The 14,484-nt window shown below is 65.3% G+C and carries 12 protein-coding genes; 2 read left to right on the forward strand and 10 right to left on the reverse strand.

The annotated features are described in order from the left end of the window. Window position 1 precedes the first annotated feature (1 nt). From VJ923_RS09865 to VJ923_RS09905, 9 genes are all read right to left on the reverse strand, one after another. Window positions 2-1,714 carry a [FeFe] hydrogenase, group A gene (locus tag VJ923_RS09865; protein ID WP_326441019.1) on the reverse strand — a complete coding sequence of 571 codons (1,713 nt, stop codon included), beginning with the start codon at window positions 1,712-1,714 and terminating at the stop codon, window positions 2-4. Next, window positions 1,708-3,546 (reverse strand): NAD(P)-binding protein, encoded by a 1,839-nt coding sequence (locus VJ923_RS09870; protein ID WP_326441021.1) that lies wholly within the window; start codon window positions 3,544-3,546, stop codon window positions 1,708-1,710. The genes VJ923_RS09865 and VJ923_RS09870 overlap by 7 nt, the downstream gene beginning before the upstream one ends. 232 nt (window positions 3,547-3,778) lie before the next feature. Then, window positions 3,779-4,795 (reverse strand): ornithine cyclodeaminase family protein, encoded by a 1,017-nt coding sequence (locus tag VJ923_RS09875; RefSeq protein WP_326441023.1) that lies wholly within the window; start codon window positions 4,793-4,795, stop codon window positions 3,779-3,781. A 75-nt stretch (window positions 4,796-4,870) separates the two neighbouring features. Further along, entirely contained in the window at window positions 4,871-5,947 is a 1,077-nt protein-coding gene (locus tag VJ923_RS09880; RefSeq protein ID WP_326441025.1) for a pyridoxal phosphate-dependent aminotransferase, read from the reverse strand. A gap of 36 nt (window positions 5,948-5,983) precedes the next feature. After that, window positions 5,984-7,114 carry an aminotransferase gene (locus VJ923_RS09885; RefSeq protein WP_326441026.1) on the reverse strand — a complete coding sequence of 377 codons (1,131 nt, stop codon included), beginning with the start codon at window positions 7,112-7,114 and terminating at the stop codon, window positions 5,984-5,986. A gap of 219 nt (window positions 7,115-7,333) precedes the next feature. Next, window positions 7,334-8,449 carry a helix-turn-helix domain-containing protein gene (locus tag VJ923_RS09890; RefSeq protein ID WP_326441028.1) on the reverse strand — a complete coding sequence of 372 codons (1,116 nt, stop codon included), beginning with the start codon at window positions 8,447-8,449 and terminating at the stop codon, window positions 7,334-7,336. A 60-nt stretch (window positions 8,450-8,509) separates the two neighbouring features. Beyond that, window positions 8,510-8,761, reverse strand: coding sequence for a TIGR03905 family TSCPD domain-containing protein (locus tag VJ923_RS09895; RefSeq protein ID WP_326441030.1), 252 nt, complete (start codon window positions 8,759-8,761; stop codon window positions 8,510-8,512). 104 nt (window positions 8,762-8,865) lie between these two features. Next, the gene (locus VJ923_RS09900; RefSeq protein WP_326441032.1) at window positions 8,866-9,204 is read right to left on the reverse strand and encodes a P-II family nitrogen regulator; all 339 of its coding nucleotides are present in this window, start codon (window positions 9,202-9,204) and stop codon (window positions 8,866-8,868) included. 31 nt (window positions 9,205-9,235) lie between these two features. Next, the gene (locus tag VJ923_RS09905; protein ID WP_326441034.1) at window positions 9,236-10,561 is read right to left on the reverse strand and encodes an ammonium transporter; all 1,326 of its coding nucleotides are present in this window, start codon (window positions 10,559-10,561) and stop codon (window positions 9,236-9,238) included. Between the two features lie 528 nt (window positions 10,562-11,089). On the opposite strand from VJ923_RS09905, the gene VJ923_RS09910 reads away from it, so the two are divergent. Continuing rightward, window positions 11,090-11,638: a GNAT family N-acetyltransferase gene (locus VJ923_RS09910; RefSeq protein ID WP_326441036.1), complete on the forward strand. Its 549-nt coding sequence runs from the start codon at window positions 11,090-11,092 to the stop codon at window positions 11,636-11,638. 246 nt (window positions 11,639-11,884) lie between these two features. On the opposite strand, the gene VJ923_RS09915 is transcribed toward VJ923_RS09910, so the two are convergent. After that, window positions 11,885-13,591 carry an FAD-dependent oxidoreductase gene (locus VJ923_RS09915; RefSeq protein WP_326441038.1) on the reverse strand — a complete coding sequence of 569 codons (1,707 nt, stop codon included), beginning with the start codon at window positions 13,589-13,591 and terminating at the stop codon, window positions 11,885-11,887. A gap of 220 nt (window positions 13,592-13,811) precedes the next feature. Between VJ923_RS09915 and VJ923_RS09920 the strand changes: the two genes are divergently transcribed. Then, window positions 13,812-14,484, forward strand: a 673-nt coding sequence (locus VJ923_RS09920; protein ID WP_326441039.1) for a hypothetical protein, incomplete at its 3' end; no start/stop codon positions are given.

The raw sequence follows: 14,484 nt of genomic DNA on the forward strand, positions 1-14,484 counted from the left end.
CCTAGATCCGCCACGTCTCCTGGTCGGTGTGCAGCCATTCGTGGGCCGTGTGGGAGAGCGGCTCGCCGATCCAGTCGGCGTACAGCTGCGCGATGTCGGGGTTCTCGTGGGAGTAGCGCAGGGCGTCGCCGGCGTCCAGGCGGTTCAGCACGCCCGCGCGGTCGCTCGCCAGCTCGCAGTTGAACGCGATGGGCTGGCCGCCGCCGCCCACGCAGCCGCCGGGGCAGGCCATGATCTCGACGAAGTCGAAGGCCGCCTCACCGGATTTCAGGGCCGCAAGCAGCTTCGCCGTGTTCTCCAAGCCGCTGGCCACGGCGATGCGCACTGTGGCGTCCCCCACCGCCAGCTCGCGGGAAATCCACGGGGTCTCCGGCGTGGCGTCGGTGGTGTCGCACACGCTGAAGTCGGGGTTCTCGCCAGTGATGAGGAAGGCCGCCGAGCGCAGGGCCGCCTCCATCACGCCGCCGGTGCGCCCGAAGATGGTGGCCGCGCCGGTGGACAGCCCCAGCGGGTTGTCGAAGGGGGTCTCGGGCAAGTCCGCGCAGCTCACGCCCACCATGCGCAGCAGGCGGCCGAACTCGCGCACTGTGAGCACGGCGTCCACATCCGTGCCAGCCTCGGTGGCCAGCTCGGGCACGTCGCACTCGTACTTCTTCGCCACGCAGGGCATGATGGACACGACGAACAGGCGCTTGCCCGCCTCGTCGGCCTCGGCCGCGAGCGTGTTCTTCACCACGGCGCCCATCATCTGGTGGGGCGATTTGGCGCTGGACAGCTGCGCGGTGAACTCGGGGTAGTGCTGCTTCACGAAGCGCACCCAGCCCGGGCAGCAGCTGGTGAACATGGGGCGGGGTGCATCAGACCCAAGGAACTCCACGAACTCGCTGCCCTCTTCCATAATGGTGAGGTCGGCGGCGAAATCGGTGTCGAATACCTTGTCGAAGCCCACCGCATGCAGGGCCGCAGCCAAGCGTCCCGGAGTGGCCGCCTCGCGGGAGAGCCCCACGCCCTCGCCCCAGGCAGCGCGCACGGCCGGAGCCACCTGCACCACGGTTTCCACAGCCGGATCCAGAATGGCGTCCATGATGCGGCCCACGTCGTCGCGGGCGGTAAGGGCGCCCGTAGGGCAGTGGGTGATGCACTGGCCGCACAGCGCGCAGCCGGCATCGGCGATGGGCAGATTGTCGCGCACGATCACCTTCGTCGAGGGACCAGTGCCGGTGAAGTCCCACACGCCGCAGTGCTGCACCTTGTCGCAGATGGCCACGCAGCGCATGCACTTGATGCATTTGCTGCTGTCGCGCTGCAGCGGGAAGGCGGCATCCCACGGCTCCGGCATGGGCAGGGAATCGCCTGCATCGCCCAGATTGAAGCGGCTCGCCAGATTCCGCAGAGCGCAGGTGTCCTGGCGCACGCAGGTGGCGCACAGCGCCCGATGGTCGTCCATGATAGCCTGCAGGTTCGCCCGACGCGCCGCAGCCACCTGCGGGGTGTCGGTGCGCACCGCCATGCCCTCGGCCGCGGCGGTGTTGCACGCCGCCACCAGGCCCGCACCCTCTACCTCGACCAGGCACACCCGGCACGAGCCGATGCAGTTCAGGTCCTTCAAATAGCACAGCGTGGGAATGTCGATGCCCGCCGCCGTGGCGGCCTCAAGCAGCGTGGAGCCCTCGGCCACCTCCACCGCCCGGCCGTTCAACGTGATGGTTACCATGCCTCAAGCCCCCTTCCGGTCAGCGCGCCTATGCCGTATACATCGCACCGCAGGCAGCGGCGGCACTCCTGGGCCGCCTCCTCGTCGGTTATCGGAACCTCGACGCCCTCGAAATCGCGCTTGCGCTCGCACGCCGGGCGCTCGGCCACCTGCACGCGACCGTAGGCCGTCCGATCGTTGGGACGCGCCGGCGGCACGACGGCGCCGCAGTCCAGCTCGTGGTGGAACCCGAGCTCGTGGTCGATGTTGGCCGCAGCCGTCTTGCCCGCGGCGATGGCCATGATGACGGTCTTGGGACCCCACTGGCAGTCGCCGCCCACGAAAACGCCGTCAAGGCCCGGCGCCCTCAGGTACTCGTCGGCGCACAGGTACGTCCGGTCGTGCTCCATGCCGAACTCGCTGAACGGCGCGCATTCGATGGCCTGGCCGACGGCGATAATGACCAGGTCGGCCGCAAGCCGCACTTCCGGCCTGCTGGCAGCCACGGGAGCGGGACGCCCGCCGCGCATCGCGCCGATGCGCTGAGGCTGGCAGATGAGGGCCGCGGCCTGGCCGTCCTCGCCCACCTCGATGCGGGCCGGCGCCTGCAGGCACATCATCTCGACGCCCTCGGCCATGGCGGCCCCCACCTCGGAGGGCAGCGCGGTCATGTCCTCCAGCCGGCGGCGATAGGCCACGGTGACCGAGGACGCATGGGCGCGAACGGCCGTGCGAGCGCAGTCCATGGCCACGTTGCCGCCGCCGACAACCACCACATTTTTGCCCGTGAAGTCCGGATAGCGCTCGTCGCCGATGGCCTCCAGCACGTCCACCGCGCTCATGACGCCGACCGCATCAGCGCCTTCGATGGAAAGCGTCTTGCCGCCTTGCGCGCCGACGGCCACGTACACGGCGTCGTATTCCTCGGTCAGCTCGCGCATCTGGTCCGTCTGGATGTCGCAGCCCGTGCGCACCGTGATATCGCCGGCATTCAGCACCGCGCGAATGTCCTCGTCCAGGCGCTCGCGGGGCAGGCGGTACGAGGGGATGCCGTAGCGCATCATGCCCCCCAAGCGGTCGCGACGCTCGAACACCGTCACCGCGTGTCCCATCAGAGCCAGGAAGTAGGCGCAGGTAAGGCCGGAGGGGCCGGCGCCCACCACAGCGACGCGCTTGCCGGTGGCGGGCAGCGGCGCGGGGGTCTCCACCGCGTCGGCCGCCACCGTGTCCACGATGTACTTCTTGATGCCGCGAATGTTCACAGGCGCGTCCACCATGGTGCGGCGGCAGCGCTCCTCGCACGGATGCTCGCACACAAGCGCGCAGGCAGTGGGGAACGGGTTGTCCTTGCGGATCATCTTCACGGCCTCGGCAGCGCGGCCCTCCTCGGCCAGCGCGATGTAGGCCGGCACGTTCACGTGGGCCGGGCACTGAGTGACGCAGGGCACCGTCTGGCGCGTGCCGGGCGCGCACTGCCCCGCCTCAACGTGGCTGGCGAACTCGTCGGCGAAGGCGTCGAGCCCGGCCAGCACCATCTGACCCGCCTGCCAGCCCACAGCGCAATCGGCCGCATCGCGCAAAAGCGCAGCCTTGGCGCGAATCTCGCCGACCGCCGCCTCCGTGGCGCGATACTCCGCCACGTCGCGCAGCAGCGCCGCGATCTTCGGCATGCCCTGAGCGCACGGCGTGCACTTGCCGCAGGTCTGCGCCATGCTCGCCTGCAGCTGCCCCAGCATCATCCCCACCGGGCACTGTCCCGGCGGCATAGCCTCGACGCGACGCGCGAACGCCTCGACGAACTCTCCCATGCGCCCATCGGCTCGCGCCGCGGGCTCTACGGTCAAACGCCCCATAGCTCTCTCTTTCTGCTCTCTCGCCAATTGGCACAAAATATCACAGCGCATATTTCCAATCGGTAAACTCGCCCAGCACCGGCCCGGACAGCCGCCCCACCGCGCCGACACCCCGTACGGAACTCCGCAACCAAGACGCAACAATCCAGCAGGGGGCCTCCTGTCCCCTGTCATGTCGCGTCAGGGAAAATAAATGAAGCGGCCCCGTGCGCTCACGGGGCCGACATGTTTGCTAGAGCGCTGCCACGGTGCCGAGTCCGTGCTCGGCGGCAGCATCGAGGGCCATCTTGGCGCAGGCGATATCCAGCAGCGCGGTGCCGGCTGAGTCGAACACCGTCACCTCGTCGGGGTCGGTACGGCCCGCCACCTTGCCCGCGAGCACTTCGCCGAGCTCGCCGGCCACGTGATCGGCATCGAAGACGCCTTGGGCCAGCCCGAGCTCGATCTCGCCGTTGCCGATGCAGTTCGCCGTATCGTCGGTGAACAGGCGCCCACCGGCAATGATGGCCGGGTCGATTTCCTGCTTACCCGGCATGTCGGCGCCCATGCAGGAGAAGTGCGTGCCGAAGCGCACCCAATCCGCATCAATAAGCGGTGTTGTGGACATCGTAGCCGTGATGACGATATCGCTCGCATCCACCGCCTGGGCGAGGTCGCCTGCCGCCTCGAAGCGCACATCGGGGCGCTCGATGCGGAACTGGTCGGCCAGCTTCTGCGGCAGCCGCTGCGCCAGATCGCGGGCACGGTCGGGGTTGTGGGGATTGGCAACGCGCACGGTCTTAATGCTATCGGACAGCGAGAGGGTGGCCGCAACCTGGTAGAGCGCCTGGTGCCCCGCGCCCACCATGAGCAGGCTCTCCGATCCAGGATTGGCAAGAACGCGAGCGCCTAAGGCTCCAGCCGCACCGGTTCTGAGCCCCGTGATGCCAGCGCCGTCAACAACGCCCACCGGCTCGCCGGTCTCGGTGGAAAGCACGACGATGAGGCCGTACAGATCGGGCAGGCCGCGGGCGGGGTTCTTCGAGAACCACGCCACGGTCTTGTGCCCGAACACGCCGGCACCGCCCAGCACGCCGGATTTGATGTCTATGTCGGCCACGCCGGGCTCGAAGGCATGGTAGACCATGGGCCACGCCTCGGCCTCGCCCGTCGCCTTCTGCTCGTAGGTCGCGCGCACGGCGTCGATTACCTCGCCCATGGTAAGGCAGGCGGCCACGTCCTTGGCGGACAAAATACGAATCTCGCTCATTTACATCTCCTGTTCTGGGACGCAAGCGCGCCCCTTAAGCGGGCGGGACGTCGCGCCAGCGTCCCGCGCAATCGTCTAACGAAGTCCCACGGCCTCGAAGAGGCAATCGTCGAGGGCATCGAGCAAAGCTTCGTTCTCCTCCGGCGAGCCCACCGTGATACGCAGCCAGTCCGCGATACGCGGCTGGTCGTAATGGCGAACGAGCACGCCGCGACGCTGCAGCTCGCGGCACAGCTCTGCGGCCGGCATGCCAACAGGCCTCGTGAAGACGAAGTTGGTCTTCGAGGGAAGCACTGCGAAACGGCGCCAGCGCAGCTCGTCGGCAAGGAAGGCGCGCTGTTTCGCCACCGCCTCCATGCACTGCTCCAAATAGTCCGTGTCCTTCACGGCCGCGATGCCCACAGCGGCCGTAAGCGCGCTCACGTTGAAGGGATTGGTGCTGAACTTGATGTCGCGCATATCGTCGATAAGCTCCTTGCGGCCCACGGCAAAACCAACGTGGGCGCCGGCCAGGTTGCGCGACTTCGACATAGTCTGCACGACGATGAGGTTCTTGTAGCGCTTAACCAGCGGAAGGCAGGTCCCGTCGCTGTAATCGACATAGGCCTCGTCGACGATTACCAACCTGTCCGGCCGCGCCCGCACGATGCGCTCGATATCCTCGATCGGAAGGGCGATCCCCGTCGGCGCGTTCGGGTTCACCAGCACCACAGGGCCTTCGAACGCCTCAAGCGCCCGCACGTTCACTGTGAAGTCCTCGTTCAGGGGCACCTCCGTAAAGGGCGTGCCGAAGGTGGTGCACCAATCGCGGTAGAAGTTGTAGGTAATATCGGGAAAGGCAACCGGCGTCTCGTCGTCGAAAAACGTGCGGAAGGAGATGGCGAGCACCTCGTCGCTGCCGTTGCCCACGAACACCTCCTCGATGCTCACGCCAAGAACCTCCGCCACAGCCTCCCGAAACGCGAGGCAATGGGGATCGGCGTAGCGCCCGAGCCCGTCGATGAGCGCGTCAGTGAGCGCCGCGCGCACGGCGGGCGAGGGCGGCAGCGACGTCTCGTTGGCGTTCAACTTCACATAGGGCCGGTCGTGGAGCTGCAGGCCCGGCCGGTAGGGCTGAACGTTGGTGTAACGGCTGCTGAGGAACTGGCTCACGGCGCTCACCGCCTTCCGGTTTCAATTCGGCGTAACTTACTCCAGCGTGCGCAGATACTCGCTGATAGCGAGCAGGCCGCTGCGCAGGGCATCGGGGTCGTCGGAGTAGCCGTAGCCCACGCGGAAGCTCTTCGGCTCCTCGAAGCAATCGCCCGGCGTGACGAACGCACCGTTGAACTTCACCATATCGGTGCAGAAGTCGTAGGAGGGGATGTCGTAGTCGTAGTAGACGAGCGCCGTGGTGCCGGCCTCGGGCTTCACGATGGACAGGTGCGGCTCGGAATCGACCCACTCCATGAGAGTGGCGAGGTTCTCGCGCACAATGCGACGGCTGCGATCGAGAATCACATCGGCATGAGCCAGAGCGTAGGCGGCCACCGCCTCGTCGAACATGCCGCAGGAGATGAGGTTGTAATCGCGGTGGGACAAAAGATCGCGGCGCAGCTGCTCGTCCTTGGTGATGCACCAGCCCAAACGGATGCCCGCCAGCGACCACACCTTGCTCATAGAGCTGGTGGTGACGCCCTTCTCGTAGAGGTCGGCAACGGACTCGGCGTACTCGTCGGTCTGGTTCAGATGACGGTACACCTCGTCGCAATGCAGCCACGCGTCGTTCTTGCGCGCCACCTCCACGATGGCTCGCAGCGTCTCGCCATCGAGCAGGGCACCCGTGGGGTTGTCGGGGTTGTTGATGCAGATGAGCTTCGTCTCCGACGTGCACAGAGCATCGAGCGCCTCGACATCCACATGGTAGCCGTTCTCCTTCTCGAGATGCAGCACGTCCACCTTGGCGCCGCACATCTCGGGAATGGAATAGAGCTGCTGGTAGGTGGGCATAACCGACACCACATGGTCGCCGGGATTCACCAGCGTCGAGAGCACGAGCGAGTTCGCACCAGCGGCACCATGGGTGGGGATAATATGCTCGGGCTTCACCGTGCGGTAGAGCTTGGCGATGCCGGAAAGCAAATCGGGGCGACCCTCGATGTCGCCGTAGGTGAGACGGCGCGTCGCAAAGGCGTCCAGAAACGCCTGTTTGTCGCCACCGGTAAGCTCGAAGAGCTGGTCGAGGGAAAGCGAGTACACGCACGTCTCGGCGACGTTGTAGGTGCACTTGGTCTCCCAGAGGTTCATCCACTGCTCGACTTCGAAATCCTTGATCTCCATGGGTGTTCTCCTTCTGCTGGTTTCCGGTCTCTCCGTTGGGAACGTGGTTCCAGCATAAAAGGCGAAGCGGGAGCAGAGGGTGGAGGTAGTCACAGGCTCTGGGACCAGCGATTGTGGGCGGCCACAACGGCACTTGCGGCCGGGGTCGAGGTCGGCCGCGCACGGCGGCAAACGAGCCGCGCACCCTGTCGCTCGCAGCGCCCTGTGGCAGCGCGATGCCTAGAGGAAGATCATCGACAAGTAGGCGAACAGCTGCTTGTCCGTGGCGTCCTCCATCGCCAGCACCGCGCGGGCACGGTTGACGCGGTTGCGCACCGAGTTGGGATGCTGGCAGAGGCGCTCGGCCGCAAGTGCCGTCTCTCCCCCGCACTCCACATAGACGCGCATGCTCTCGACGAGATTGGAGCCTGCCTCCTCATCGGAGGCGGCAAGCCGGCCAAGGCCCGCTGCGCACGCACGTTCAAGCAGCAAGCCGTTTCCCCGCGCAATACGGAAGGCCTCCGGGCCCAGCATCTCCCACGAGACGACAGAGCGCCCCGTTCTTTTTGCCGCCTCGCCGCACCCGAGAGCCTCAGCGATGGCCCCGTCGGCCCCATCGGCGGCGAGCATTTCGGAGAGGCCGGCTGCGCAATGTCTCCCGAAGCCGGCAGTCAGCGCTTCGATGTCGCCCGTCTCCAACGCATCAAGGTCGTCGGCGACAAGAAGGGCCAAAAGACCCTCGCCGAAGCGTATGACCAAGCAGGGGGCCACCTTCGAGAGGCTTTTGGAAAGCTGGGCCCTCAAAGCGGAGAGCACCAGCGGATCGCCCTCGTCGGCAAAGAAGGCCACAGCCTGCACCCTGGAGCCCGCAAGGCCCGTGACGTCCATAAAGCGGCGACGCACCTCGCAGGTCGCTCGCGCGTCCAACAATTGGCGAAGCTGCTCCTCGATGAGACTCGCGGCCGCGTCGGCAGCCAGCATGCCTCGCGCATCGGTGATGATCTGCTCGAGCAGCCCCGAGTCGTAGCGAATGAGGGGCACGCTGCGCCGGCGACTCGCGGCAACGACGCGCTCCGACGGTTCGTAGGGAATGGAGCCCTTGATGAAGATGCAGGCCACATCTCGGTTTATCAGGCAAACGAGTGCCTCGTCAACCAGCGCGCTCTCGCCACCCGAAAACCCAAGCGAGGTGAATACGGCATCCCCCGGATAGAAGCTGTCGTAATCGCCCGTCAGGGGCTCCACGTCCAAGACGGCCACCTCTTTCACCGAGCGGCGCGCTACGACGTCGACCCCCGCAAGAATGCGAACGCCAGCCATCACCGGCAGAGCAGCGAGGTCTTTGGGTGTGATCACGATGGCTCCTTCCAAACGAAGGGCCCGGACGTCGGCCCGGACCCTTGCGACTCGCCTCTTTTACGCCTGCTTGGCCTGGGCCTCGCGCAGGGCCTGGGCCATCTGATCGGCACAGGAGGTGGGGCGCCGACCGCAGGTGTGGCCCTCCATCATGGCCACAATATCATCGACGTTCTGGCCGGCCACGAGCTTCGAGATGGCCTTCAGATTGCCGTCGCAGCCACCGGTGAACTGGACGCTCTTGATGGTGTCGCCGTCGAGCTCCACATCGATCTGGCGGGAGCACACGCCACGGGGAATGAAGGTATGCATGGAAATCCTTTCTCGCTTCTGTGTTCAAACGAGATTGTACCGCAAGCACCCCTGCCCCAGCACGCAAGCCGTCCCACTGACGAAAGACGGGCCACACGCGCCCGCTACACTGCCGCCGCGCCGCGCTCGCCCGTGCGAATGCGCACGACCTCTTCCACGGGAGCCACGAAGATCTTGCCGTCGCCCACCTCTCCGGTGCGGGCCGCATCCACGATTACGTCGACGAGCGCGTCTACCGCGCCGTCTTCCACCACCACTTCGAACTTCACCTTCGGCACCATGTTCAGCAGCACCTCGGTACCGCGTACGTACTCACTCCAACCGTGCTGGGCGCCGCAGCCGTGCACCTGGGATATGGTCATGCCGCTCACGTGCGCCGCGAACAGCGCCTCCTTCAGCGGCTCCATCTTCTCGGGCCGCACAATGGCCGTCACTCGCTTCATAGCTATCAGCTCCTTTTCAGCCACTCGTTTCCTAATCCAAGCCCAAATAGGCGGGGTACGCCGACTCGCCGTGGACGGCCACATCCAGGCCGATCGCCTCCTGCTCGGCGGAGACGCGCAGGCTTCCCTTGAAGCAGGCCCGGATGATAAGCCCCAGCACCACATCGGCCGCCACCACAAACACCACGGTCACAACAATGCCCAGCACCTGCGCACCCAAAAGCGCGAAATCGCCGGTGTAGATAAGGCCGCCGTGCTCGGTCCACGACAGCTCCGGCACGCAGAACAGGCCCGTGAGAATGCCGCCCACGATGCCCCCGACGCAATGACAGCCGAAGGCGTCCAACGCATCATCGTAGCCCAAGCGCCGCTTGGCCTGGGACACCGCGAAGTACACCACCGGACTCACGACAAATCCCATCACGAGCGCGGCCCACGGCTCCACGAAACCCGCGGCCGGCGTGATGGCCACCAGCCCCGCCACAAGCCCCGTAGCTGCGCCCACGAGCGTGCACTTACCCACCCGCACCCGCTCCACAATCATCCAGGAGAGCACGCCGGCGGCGCTGGCTGCCACCGTGTTCAGCAGCGCGAGGGCCGCCACGCCGTCGGCGGCGAACTCGCTGCCCGCGTTGAACCCAAACCAGCCGAACCACAGAAGCGCGGCCCCCAGGGCCACGAAGGGCACGTTATGCGGGCGGTAGCTCATGACCGCAAACCCCTTGCGCCGCCCCAGCATCAGGCAGAGGATGAGCCCCGTCAGGCCCGAGGAGATGTGCACCACATCGCCCCCGGCGAAATCCAGGGCGCCGATCATCTCTCCGATCAACGAACCTTCCCCGCCCCACACCATGTGCGCGAGCGGCGCGTACACCGCAACGACCCACACGGCCACAAACGCGCACACCGCGCCGAACTTCATGCGCCCGGCCACAGCACCGGTGATGATGGCGCAGGTGATGAGCGCAAAGGCCATCTGAAAGACGATGTCGACAAGCGCCGGGTAGCCCGCAGAAAGCGCCGAATCGTCAGCGAGCGCGCCCTGGCCTGCCAGCACTGTGAAGGCCGTCGGCGTGCCCGTAGCCTCGGCCATCATATCGTTTACCGCCGACAGGCAGCCAATTTGGTCGAACCCGCCAAAAAACGGCAGCGACCCGTCGCCGCCGTAGGCAAACGACCAGCCGCACACCACCCACGCGACACCCGCAATGCCGATGACGCCGAACACCATGACCATGGTGTTCACTACGTTCTTGCGACGCGAGAGCCCTCCGTAGAAGAAGGCGAGTCCGGGCGTCATGAGCAGCACCAGCATGGTGCACACGAGCATAAACGCCGTGTAACCGGTATCAATCATAGCGATTGACCTCCTTTAGCGGGGTCCGGTGAGAAGGGATGGGGAGGCGCCGCCTGCCGCACGGTCTGAAGGCGCGCGCCCTGTCGGCAGTCTCCCCATCCCTTGTCACCCGTGACCCGATGTTCGGGGACGCACCGATTGTTCCACGATCCTTCGCGCAGCTGAAATGTCATCGATGATTGTTAACCCCCTCAAAAAGAAGTGTTAACGCCCGCGACCAATCCTTGTTACTACGAAGAAACAATGGGCGAGATTGGCGACGAACGCTGAAGCAACGACTACAATGAGACCGTTGCGCGAGCTCGTTCCGATTTTTTGGCCAAAAACCATGCCGAGTGAACTTTTTTAGAAGGAGAAAAGGGCGTTTCGAGCCTCCAGAAGCCCCAAACCACACGAAAACAGGCGTCACGGACTCCTGAAACCGCGACGGAGCGCCTCGAATTGTTCACTCGAGGCCTTTTGGGGCCAAAGAAACGAAACGAGCCCGCACGAACACCCCCATTGGAACGAAAATCGGAGAGGAGCCCCATGAGCGTTTCATTCAGACAGGTTGAGCGAGACGAAGAAGTTGAAGCCCTGGCCCACATGGCCTACGTCATCTGGAACGAGTACTGGCCCGAGCTCATCGGCCAGGAGCAGACCGACTACATGGTGGAGAAGTTCCAGAGCCTGAACGCCTTCCGCACCGATATCGCCGACAATGGGTACGAGTACTGGTTCATCATGGAGCAGGACGACGAGACGCCCGCCGAGCTGGGACAGGCGTCCCCCACCCCGCGCATCGTCGGCTATACCGGCGGACACGTGGAGTCCGAGACGAATCGCTTTTTCATCTCGAAGATCTACCTGCTAAAGGAGCACCGCGGCAAGGGCCTGTGCTCGGCCACTATCCGCTTTTACGAAGAGCTCTGCCGCGATCGCGGCTTGGGCGCCATGTATCTCACGGTCAACAAGGCCAACGAGATGGGCCTACGCGCTTATAGGGGCAACGGCTTCGAGGTCATCGACTCCGTGGAAACCGACATCGGCGAGGGCTTCGTCATGGACGACTACATCATGGAGAAGAAACTGAAGTAAGCCAGCGTCAAACCCCGAAACGCGTAAAGGCCGTTCTGCGCACGGGAGAAGGCCTTCTTGTTTGCGCAGCGGATTCACCGACGCAAGACATGCGAAAGGGCGCCCACGGTTGCACGTGGGCGCCCTTTGCTCGAATAGCCGGCACCGCTCTCAGGGAGGGGAAGGGACGCGGCACCGGGCGAATTCGCTCATTGCCGCCTACGGAAGACCCTGCATCGGCACAGGATGCCCCGCAAGCTGCCGCCCCTATTCCCAGGGCTCGAGGGCCGCGGCGTTCTGGCCGGCCTCGCGTCCCCAGACGCAGGTATTCAGGATGGCCCAGCCGCACCCGGGGTAGAACGAGCCGACGTAGTTGCCGCCCGCCACAGCACCCGCGGCGTACAGGCGAGGAATGGGGCTGCCGTCCGTGGCGATGACCTCGGCCTTGATGTTGGCCTTCACGCCCGCGTAGGAGCCCATGGGGCCGGGGCGCATGGGGTCGGCGTAGAACGGCGGCGTGACGATCTTCCCCATGTCGGCGCGACGACCGAAGCTCAGATCCTTGCCGGTGTCGCAGTAGCGGTTCCAGGTATCGATCTCCTCTTTCAGGTTCTCGGCGGGCACGTTGATGAGCGCGGCGAGCTCCTCGATGGTATCGGCCTTAACCACGCGATCGCTCGTCTCCACGTCGATGCCCTGGAGCAACCAGGAGTAGGTGTGGTCGGCGTCCACGATGAAGTACACGTTCACGCCGTCGGGATCCTCCGGCTGCCAGCCGTTGGCGAAGACGGCGTTGGCGCACTCGGAGATGACGTAGCCCCACTCGGCGTCCTCCTGGCAGAAACGGCGGCCGTTCTGGTTCACGAGGATGTTGCCCTCGCTGCGCCATGACTTGTACTCGTTCGAGCCGCTCACCATGCCCGTAGCGTATTCGGCAATGCCGCCGATGTAGTGGTTGTCGTTCATGCAGCAGGCCTGGTTCAGCTGAAGCTGCGCGCCGATCTCGCGGGCCATACGGATGCCGTCGCCGGTGTTCGTCTCCACGTCGTGGGAGGTGGCGCCATAGCCGGCCGAGGCGCTGTCAAGCCCGGCGTCGCGCATGGTCATGCCCCAGAACTGCTGGTTCAGTCCGAGCTCACGGGCCATGGCGGTGTTGTTGTCCACCGAGGCGCAGGCGAGCACCACGCCCTTGCGGGCCTTGGCGTACTTGGTCTTGCCGTTGTCGCTTACCTCCACGCCGATGACCTCGCCGCCCTCGTTCTGCAAAAGACGCGTCACCTCGTGGTTGTTCTTCACTACCAGAGCCTCACCGTAGGTGTTGGCGTGATCCTGGAGGGTCTTGTAATGGCCGTTGATGGACGTGCCCGTTTCGAACTCGTCGTTGTCGATCTCGCCGGACAACCACAGAGAGCGCGGCACGATATCGGCCTCGGTATCGCCCAACCCCCAGATGGGAGGCAGGATATCGGCGGCGTCGTAGGTACGGCCGATGGAGATGAGCCAGTCCACCGTCTCGCCGGAGCGCAGGCACGCCTCGCGGATGATCTCAGCATCGCCCATGCCCTGGGACCAGCGAATCATCTGCTCGGCGAAAGCCTCGCCGGTGTCGCCCGCGTATCCGGTCAGCTCCTCCTGGGTCGACCACCCGGCCGCCAGGATCACGCCGCCGCAGAGCGCCGAGTCGCCGCCGATAAGCGTGCCCTTCTCGAACACGAGGGCCTCGGACCCAGCCGCGGCCGTCTCGATGGCCGCGCACATGGCCGCCGAGCCCGATCCCACGACCACCACGTCGGCCTCGTAATCCCAGTCGATGCTGGAAGGGTCGACACCGCCGCCCGTAGCCGCCAGGCTCTCGCCCTCGCTGCTGCCGGCCGCTTTAGGCGCGCAACCCGCAAGCATACCCGCGCCGAGGGCCGCAGCCCCCAAAACCGATGCGCCCTTCAGAAAATCGCGACGTCCGAATGTCGTCTCCATAATGCTCCCCTTTCAGGTTTCTCTCCTCAAAGCAAGGTCTTGCTTCCTTTGACGCCACTCAGTCTAGAAAGGGACCGTCTGCCTGTAAATTTCGGAAATCGTCACTTATCTTCCCTGGTCAGACGCTTACCTCCTGTCAAGTGACGGTTTTCGTCACTTGAAGGGCTGGTGCAAGGCACCCCGGAATTGGTACCATAGGCGCAAGGGAAAGGGAGGCTTCGTGGCACAGGGAAAGGCACCGATGATCGCAGAGCTCAACGAGCTCATTCACGACGAACACTTCATGGCCTTCATCCAAGAGAAGGCGTGGAACTACGAGTCGAGAGACGATTTTCTGGCCAACTCGCCGCCCTGCGGCCTCGATGCCGATACGACCTGGGAACTCGTCTCCTTCGTACGGCGCATGAGCGGCTGGCCGCCGGTGCGCAGCCAGATGCCCCGAGCCGGCAAGGCCCTCACCCCCGACCTCGCCTTCCAAACGACGCCGCCGTCGGTGGAGGCGACGATCAGCGAGCTGGCTGCCCGCTGCGACGAGCACTCACGGCTCTGGGAGGCCTTAGAGCCCCTCATCCGGCATAGGCGCATCGTCTCCCCTCTCGCCGAGGATCTTGCGGCCGCCGTCGAACGCGAGGGCCTCGCGATCTCCTACGAGACAGTGCGCGCCCTGATTCTCGACACGCGCGAACCGCAAGGCGACGATGAGCGCATCGTCGCCAACACCGCCGCGCTTCTGCAGGAACCCTGCGCGCCGAGCGCGATACCGACAGCTGACGTGCTCCGCAACCTCCACCAGGCTATCGTCTGCGGCACCGACCTTTCCGAGAGCGCGGGCCGCGCAGCGGCCGCAGCACCGCCAAGCTCGATGCCCGAGGCCTTCGTCCAATGCGAGGTCA

Origin of the sequence: Adlercreutzia shanghongiae, from assembly GCF_035830635.1 — a bacterium.
Classification (GTDB): Bacteria; Actinomycetota; Coriobacteriia; order Coriobacteriales; family Eggerthellaceae; genus Adlercreutzia; species Adlercreutzia shanghongiae.

Excerpts from the sequence above, each read along its gene's own strand:
- VJ923_RS09865 (WP_326441019.1), bottom strand. The coding sequence starts at position 1,714 with ATGGTAACCATCACGTTGAACGGCCGGGCGGTGGAGGTGGCCGAGGGC.
- VJ923_RS09870 (WP_326441021.1), bottom strand. The coding sequence starts at position 3,546 with ATGGGGCGTTTGACCGTAGAGCCCGCGGCGCGAGCCGATGGGCGCATG.
- VJ923_RS09875 (WP_326441023.1), bottom strand. The coding sequence starts at position 4,795 with ATGAGCGAGATTCGTATTTTGTCCGCCAAGGACGTGGCCGCCTGCCTT.
- VJ923_RS09885 (WP_326441026.1), bottom strand. The coding sequence starts at position 7,114 with ATGGAGATCAAGGATTTCGAAGTCGAGCAGTGGATGAACCTCTGGGAG.
- VJ923_RS09895 (WP_326441030.1), bottom strand. The coding sequence starts at position 8,761 with ATGCATACCTTCATTCCCCGTGGCGTGTGCTCCCGCCAGATCGATGTG.
- VJ923_RS09900 (WP_326441032.1), bottom strand. The coding sequence starts at position 9,204 with ATGAAGCGAGTGACGGCCATTGTGCGGCCCGAGAAGATGGAGCCGCTG.
- VJ923_RS09905 (WP_326441034.1), bottom strand. The coding sequence starts at position 10,561 with ATGATTGATACCGGTTACACGGCGTTTATGCTCGTGTGCACCATGCTG.
- VJ923_RS09910 (WP_326441036.1), top strand. The coding sequence starts at position 11,090 with ATGAGCGTTTCATTCAGACAGGTTGAGCGAGACGAAGAAGTTGAAGCC.
- VJ923_RS09915 (WP_326441038.1), bottom strand. The coding sequence starts at position 13,591 with ATGGAGACGACATTCGGACGTCGCGATTTTCTGAAGGGCGCATCGGTT.